General features: G+C 71.4%; 6 protein-coding genes. All 6 read right to left on the bottom strand.

What is annotated here, in order from left to right:
* Positions 1-177: aminomethyl-transferring glycine dehydrogenase subunit GcvPB (locus FJY74_05100; protein MBM3307682.1), on the bottom strand; the 177-nt coding region annotated here is incomplete at its 3' end.
* Positions 174-1532: an aminomethyl-transferring glycine dehydrogenase subunit GcvPA gene (gcvPA, locus tag FJY74_05095; protein MBM3307681.1), complete on the bottom strand. Its 1359-nt coding sequence runs from the start codon at positions 1530-1532 to the stop codon at positions 174-176. The genes FJY74_05100 and gcvPA, both read right to left, overlap by 4 nt.
* A gap of 1 nt (position 1533) precedes the next feature.
* Positions 1534-1911 (bottom strand): glycine cleavage system protein GcvH, encoded by a 378-nt coding sequence (gene gcvH / locus FJY74_05090; protein ID MBM3307680.1) that lies wholly within the window; start codon positions 1909-1911, stop codon positions 1534-1536.
* A gap of 11 nt (positions 1912-1922) precedes the next feature.
* Positions 1923-3068: a glycine cleavage system aminomethyltransferase GcvT gene (gcvT, locus tag FJY74_05085; protein MBM3307679.1), complete on the bottom strand. Its 1146-nt coding sequence runs from the start codon at positions 3066-3068 to the stop codon at positions 1923-1925.
* A gap of 95 nt (positions 3069-3163) precedes the next feature.
* Positions 3164-3904, bottom strand: a complete 741-nt coding sequence (locus FJY74_05080) for a class I SAM-dependent methyltransferase (protein ID MBM3307678.1) — start codon at positions 3902-3904, stop codon at positions 3164-3166.
* Positions 3901-6807 (bottom strand): excinuclease ABC subunit UvrA, encoded by a 2907-nt coding sequence (uvrA, locus tag FJY74_05075; protein ID MBM3307677.1) that lies wholly within the window; start codon positions 6805-6807, stop codon positions 3901-3903. The genes FJY74_05080 and uvrA overlap by 4 nt, the downstream gene beginning before the upstream one ends.
* Positions 6808-6844 lie beyond the last annotated feature (37 nt).

Raw genomic sequence — 6844 nt, 5'->3', positions numbered from 1 at the left:
CTCGGGCTCGGTGAGCTCCGGAAGGGCCGGCGGCTCGCGCCGGAGGTGCTCCGCGCCGAATGCGGCCGCGAGGTCGGCCTCGGGAACGTCGAGCGGCGGAAGCCGATAGCCCCGAAGACCGGGGGACGAGAGCTCGAACACCGTCGGTTCGAGCACGCGGCGCTCGGGGGCCGTCACGGCGCCCTCCGGGACGCGATGAGCGCGTCGAGCGCGGACGCGAGCGAGTCGATGTCGTGGCGCGCGTGCTGCTCGTTCACGGAGACCAGCAGGCACCGCTCCATGCCCGCGAACGACGGGGCGCACGGAGTGCCGGGCCAGATCCTGGCCTTCGCCAGCTCGTCGGCCGCCGTCCGCGCGTCCATCGGAAGCTCGACGACGAACTCGCGGAAGAACGGCCCGGGGAACGCGCGGCGCACGCCCGCGACGCCGGAGAGCGCCTCCGCCGCGTAGCGCGCCTTGGAGGTGATCTGGACCGCGAGATCGCGGAACCCCTGCTTCCCGAGAAGCGACAGGTACACGGTCGCCGCCAGCGCGACGAGCCCCTCGTTCGTGCAGATGTTCGACGCGGCCTTCTCGCGGCGGATGTGCTGCTCGCGCGTCTGGAGCGTCATGACGTACCCGCGCCGTCCGCTCGCGTCCTGGGTGGCGGCGATGATGCGGCCCGGAAGCCTCCTGACGAGCTTCTTCCCGGCCGCCATGAACCCGAGGAGCGGGCCGCCGAAGCCCATCGGGCTCCCGAGGCTCTGGCCCTCCCCGACGGCGATGTCGGCGCCGTACGACCCCGGCGCGGCCAGGACGCCGAGCGAGACCGGGTCCACGGACGCGATCGCGAGCGCGCCGGCCTCACGGGCGGCCGCCGAGAGCGCGGCCGCGGGCTCGAGCAGGCCGAAGTGGTTCGGGTGCTGAAAGAGCAGTCCCGACGCGCCCGACAGCGCATCACGGAGGGCCGCCGCGTCCGTGACCCCGCGCGCGTGCGGAACCTCGACGATCTCGGCGCCCGTCGCCAGGAGGTACGTGCGGACGACGGCGCGCGTCGCCGGGCTCACGGTCGAGGCCACGACGATCCTCCGACGACCGGAGCCGCGGTCGAGCGCCATGAGGCAGGCCTCGGCGGCCGCGGTCGCGCCGTCGTACATCGACGCGTTGGCGACCTCCATGTCCGTGAGCCGCGCGATGAGCGACTGGAACTCGTAGATGGCCTGGAGCGTTCCCTGGCTCGCCTCGGCCTGGTACGGGGTGTACGCGGTGTAGAAGTGCGGAAGCCGCGTGACGTGGCGGACCGCCGCCGGGACCGCGTGGTCGTAGAAGCCGCCGCCGAGGAACGACGTCTCGGTCTCCGCGGTGCGGTTCATCGCGGCGAGCTCGCCCACGTGCCGCGCGAGCTCGATCTCGGACAGCGGGCCGGGGACCTCGAGCGGCCCACGGAGCCTCACTCCGGCAGGCACGGCCGAGAAGAGGTCCTCGACCGACGACGCGCCGATGACGCGGAGCATCTCCTCTCGGTCGCGATCGGTGTTGGGGATGTACGGCATCCTATGCGCCGATCTCCTTGTCGTAGGCGTCCCGGGTGAGGAGCCCGGCGGTCTGGCCCGCGTCGGAGAGGGCGATGCGGAGGATCCACCCCTCGCCCATAGGGTCGCTGTTGATGAGGCCGGGCGAGCCATCGAGCGCGCCGTTGACCTCGGCGATCGACCCCGACACCGGAGCGTAGATCTCGCTCACGCTCTTGACCGACTCGACCGTCGCGACGACGTCGCCGGCCTGCACGGCCTTGCCGACGGCCGGGAGCTCGACGAACACGATGTCGCCCAGCTCGTGCTGCGCGTAGTCGGTGAGGCCGAGCGTCACGGAACCGCCCTGCACCAGAAGCCACTCGTGGGTCTTCGTGAAACGGAGTTCGCCTGCCGCCATGTCCTGACCTCTCATCTCTTCGGCGCGACGCTGTGCCGCTCCCGCGCCGCCTGGCTCCTTCGGATGCTGCCCCTCCTGTAGAACGGCAGGGAGACGATCCTCGCGGAAACCAGCCGGTCCCGTATCTCCACCTCGATCGCGCCCGATGTGCCGGGCGGCGCGTACCCCAGGCCGATGCCCTTCTCGAGCGACGGCGAGAAGCTCCCGCTCGTCACGACGCCGATGCCGCGACCGCCGGACACGAGACGCTGCCCGGGTCTCGGCACGCCTCGCTCCAGGAGCTCGAAGCCGACGAGCCGCTCGCGCGGGCCCTCCTCGAGGCGCCGGGCGATGGCGTCGCGTCCGACGAAGTCGCCCTTGTCGAGCTTCGTGATCCACATGAGGTTCGCCTCGACCGGCGTGCGCGTCTCGTCGATGTCGTTGCCGTAGAGCGCGTAGCCCAGCTCGAGGCGCAGCGTGTCGCGCGCTCCCAGGCCGACCGGCTCGACGGAGTGGGGTCTCCCCGCCTCGAGGAGCGCGTCCCAGACGGCGCCGGCGTCGTCCGGCCGCGTGAAGATCTCGAAGCCGTCCTCGCCGGTGTAGCCGGTGCGCGAGACGAGCGCGCGCTTCCCCGCGACCTCCATGGTCGCGGAGGCGTAGTACGGGATCCCCGCGACGTCGCCCCGGGCCACCGCAGCGAGCACCGCCTCGGACGCCGGGCCCTGCACCGCCACGAGCCCCGTGTCGTCGGACACGTCCTCGATCGTCGCGCCGGTCCCGGCGTGGGCGCGGACCCACTCGAGGTCCTTGTCCTTGTTCGCGGCGTTGACGACGAGCATGTAGCGGTCGCCGAGGCGATAGACCAGGAGATCGTCCACGAACCCGCCGTGCTCGTAGCACAGCGCGGAGTACTGCACGCGTCCGTCCGCGAGCGCCGCCGCCCGGTTCGTGGTGACGCGCTCGAGGGCCTCGAGCGCGCCGGGGCCGTGAACGAGGAACTCCCCCATGTGCGAGACGTCGAAGAGGCCCGCCGTCGCGCGAACCCGCAGGTGCTCGGCGACGATGCCGGCGTACAGCATCGGCATCAGGAAGCCGACGAACTCGACCAACTTCGCGCCGGCGGCGACGTGGCGGTCGTGGAGCGGTGTTCGGCGCGCAGGGTCGCTGTGGGCTGTCAACGCAGTGCCTCCCGCCGACGCCGCGAGAGCGCCCACAGGAGGCGTCGCGGGCGTCCAAAGGCTTCCGGCGATGCTAGTCGAGCTCCACCCCCTGGTCAAGGCGTTTCTGGCAGCTCCCCGCTCCGGCGGAGGAGGTACGTCGCTCCCGTGCAGACGATCTCCCGCACGCCGCGCAACCACGGCAGGGGAAACACCACCGACGGAACTCCGTAGCGCAGCTCGAAGGACGGGCGCGAGACGTAGAGACGCCGCGCGCGCGCGACGAGACCCGCGCGCGGAAGCAGCCGCTCGAACCCGGAGACCGTCGTGCGCGTCCTCGCGATGTGGGCCAGCCTCGGGTGGGCGTGCATGTACGGCACGAGGCGCAGCGCCGAACCGCGCAGCTCGGTCTGCTGATGCGCGCCGAACGGGGACCAGTACGGCGGGAACGTGACGAGGATCGCCCCGCCCTGCGCGAGCGCGTCCCGCGCGTGCGCGAGCAACCGGGCCTTGTCCTCGATGTGCTCGACGACGTCGCGGAGCACGACCAGGTCGTACCGGCCGCGAAGCGAAGCTGCGACGCCCGCGTCGAGCACGTCGGCGCGCCGGAACTCGAGGTTGGGGCCGCTCGACCACTCGAAGACGCCGATGTCGATGCCGAGGCAGGCGGCACCCCTCTCCGCGAGCGCCGCGGTGACGCCGCCGATGCCGCAGCCCGCGTCGAGCACCCGGCTGCCCGCCACGCGGACGCCGTGCTGCTCGAGGAACGGGATCAGGAAGCGCCGCGCGAGCTCCGCCTGGTAGTGCCGGTAGTACGCGGGCCACGACGCGAAGGCGTCCCGGTCGATCCTCCTCACGCGCCCCCCGCGGCGCGGGCCGGCGCGCCGTTGCGCTCGAGCACCGCGCGAAGGACCTCCCCCGTGAAGGACCCCTCGCACCGCGCGACCTCCTCGGGCGTTCCAGCCGCCACGACCCGACCGCCCTCGTCGCCGCCCTTCGGGCCGAGATCGATGATGTGGTCGGCGGTCTTCACCACGTCCATGTTGTGCTCGATGACGAGCACGGTGTTGCCGCGCTCCACGAGCCGGCCGAGAACGTCGAGGAGCATCTTCACGTCGTGGATGTGCAGTCCCGTCGTCGGCTCGTCGAGGATGTAGAGCGTCTTCCCCGTGCTCCGCCGCGAGAGCTCCGTGGCGAGCTTGATGCGCTGCGCCTCGCCGCCCGAGAGCGTCGTCGCCGACTGGCCGAGGTGGACATACCCGAGGCCCACGTCCCGGAGCGTCCTGAGCTTCTGCGTGACCATCGGGACGCTCCCGAAGAACTCGAGTGCCTCCTCGACGGTCATCTCGAGGATCTCCGCGACGTTCATCCCCTTGTACCGGACCTCGAGCGTCTCGCGGTTGAAGCGCTGCCCTCCGCACGCCTCGCACGTCACGAAGACGTCCGGGAGGAAGTGCATCTCGATCTTCACCTCGCCCCCGCCCTGGCACGCCTCGCAGCGGCCGCCGCGCACGTTGAAGCTGAACCGCCCGGGGCGGTAGCCGCGCGCCCTCGCCTCGGGGACCCTCGCCAGAAGCTGCCGGATGTGGACGAAGGTGCCGGTGTACGTGGCGGGGTTGGATCGCGGCGTCCGCCCGATGGGGGCCTGGCTGATGTTGACGACCTTGTCGAGGTGCTCGATGCCCTCGATCCGGTCGAAGTTCCCCGGCACCTTCCGCGACCGGTAGAACCACTCGGCGAGGGCGCGGTAGACGATGTCGGAGACGAGCGTGCTCTTCCCGGAGCCGGACACGCCGGTCACGCACGTGAGCGTTCCGATCGGGATCCCCACCGTGATGTCGGCGAGGTTGTTCTCCCGCGCCCCCACGATGCGCAGCTCGCCCCGGCCGGGGTTCCTGCGGCTCCTCGGCACTGGGATCCGCTTCCGCCCGGAGAGGTACTGGCCCGTCAGGGACGACCGCCTCGCGACGAGCTCGCCGGGCGGGCAGCTCGCCACGACGTGCCCGCCCTCGCGGCCCGCGCCCGGCCCGAGGTCCACGATCCAGTCGGCGGCGCGGATCGTCTCCTCGTCGTGCTCGACGACGATGACGGTGTTGCCGATGTCGCGCAGCGCCGTGAGCGTGCGCAGGAGCTTCGCGTTGTCGTGCTGGTGGAGGCCGATCGAGGGCTCGTCGAGGATGTAGAGGACGCCGACGAGCCGCGTTCCGATCTGCGTCGCGAGGCGGATCCGCTGCGCCTCGCCGCCGGAGAGCGTGCCCGACGAGCGGTCGAGCGTGAGGTAGTCGAGGCCGACGTCCGCGAGGAAGCCGAGGCGCGCGTCGATCTCCTTGAGGATCTCCTCCGCGATCTTCTTCCGCGTGCCCCGAAGCCCGAGGTCTCGGAAGAACCGCACGCACTGCTTGACGGACTGCGCGACGACGCGGTCGATGGAGAGCCCCCCGACGGTCACGGCGCGTGCCTCGGGCCGCAGGCGCGCCCCGCCGCAGGCCGGGCAGAGGTCCACCGCCATGAACCCCTCGATCCAGCGCCGGATGTTCTCCGACTGGGTCTCCCGGTAGCGCCGTTCGAGGTTCGGGATGGCGCCCTCGAAGTTGCCGGTGTACTCCCAGCGACCCTTCTCGAACTCGATCCGGTACTCGATCGTCTCCTCGCCGGAGCCTCGGAGCAGGACCGACTGGACGTGCGGATCGAGGTCCCTGAAGGGCGTCGTGAGGGTGAACGTGTAGTACTGCGAGAGCGCGTCCAGCTTGTGCCTCGCCCATCCCGTGGCGAGGTCCGGCCAGCAGGCGACCGCGCCCTCGCGCAGCGACAGCGAGGGGTCGGGGACCACGAGCCCGGGATCCACCCGCATCATCGTGCCGAGGCCGCCGCACGTCGGACACGCGCCGTACGGGCTGTTGAACGAGAAGAGGCGCGGGGCGATCTCGCCGGCGCCGACCCCGCAGAGAGCGCACGACGCCGACGAGCTCATGGCGAGCTCCTCGCCGCCGACGAGCACCTTGAGGATGCCCTCGGACAGGCCGAGGGCCGTCTCGATCGAGTCCACGAGACGCTGGCGCGCGGCCGGTCGCAGCACGAGGCGGTCCACCACGACCTCGATGTCGTGCTTCCTGTTCTTCGGAAGCCTCGCAAGCCCGGCGACGTCCCTCACCTCTCCGTCCACGCGCACCCTCACGAACCCCGCGCGCTCGATCCTGCTGAGCGTGTCGCGGTGCTCGCCCTTCTTGCCGCGCACGACCGGCGCGACGATCTGGGCGTGCGTGTCCGCCGGGTACGAGAGCACCTTGTCCGCCATCTGGTCCACGGTGAGCTGCGAGATCTCGCGGCCGCAGACGTGACAGTGCGGCACGCCGATGCGCGCGAAGAGGAGGCGGAGGTAGTCGTAGATCTCGGTCGCGGTCCCGACCGTGGAGCGCGGGTTCCTGGCGGCCGTGCGCTGCTCGATGGAGATGGCGGGAGACAGCCCCTCGATGAGGTCGACCTTCGGCTTCTGCATCTGAGAGAGGAACTGACGGGCGTACGCGGAGAGCGACTCGACGTAGCGACGCTGGCCCTCGGCGTAGATGGTGTCGAACGCGAGCGACGACTTGCCCGAGCCCGAGAGCCCCGTGATGACGACGAGCGAGTTGCGGGGGATCGAGACGTCGATCCCCTTGAGATTGTGCTCGCGCGCGCCGCGGACCTCGAGGAAGGCGGGCTCGGACGGCGGAGCCGGCCGGCGGGGACCCGTCGGCGAGCTTGACTTCCGGGTTCTGGGCATGCTAGCTAGTCTATCCACAAGCCGCTCGCCCGGCAAC

This window comes from Candidatus Effluviviaceae Genus I sp. (assembly GCA_016867725.1).
Lineage (GTDB): Bacteria > Joyebacterota > Joyebacteria > Joyebacterales > Joyebacteraceae > VGIX01.
Note: the sequence above shows the minus strand (reverse complement) of the source record. Positions and strands in the feature narration are given on the sequence as shown.

Bases quoted from the DNA above. Each gene is read 5' to 3' on its own strand.
- gcvPA (MBM3307681.1), bottom strand. From the start codon at position 1,532: ATGCCGTACATCCCCAACACCGATCGCGACCGAGAGGAGATGCTCCGC.
- gcvH (MBM3307680.1), bottom strand. From the start codon at position 1,911: ATGGCGGCAGGCGAACTCCGTTTCACGAAGACCCACGAGTGGCTTCTG.
- uvrA (MBM3307677.1), bottom strand. From the start codon at position 6,807: ATGCCCAGAACCCGGAAGTCAAGCTCGCCGACGGGTCCCCGCCGGCCG.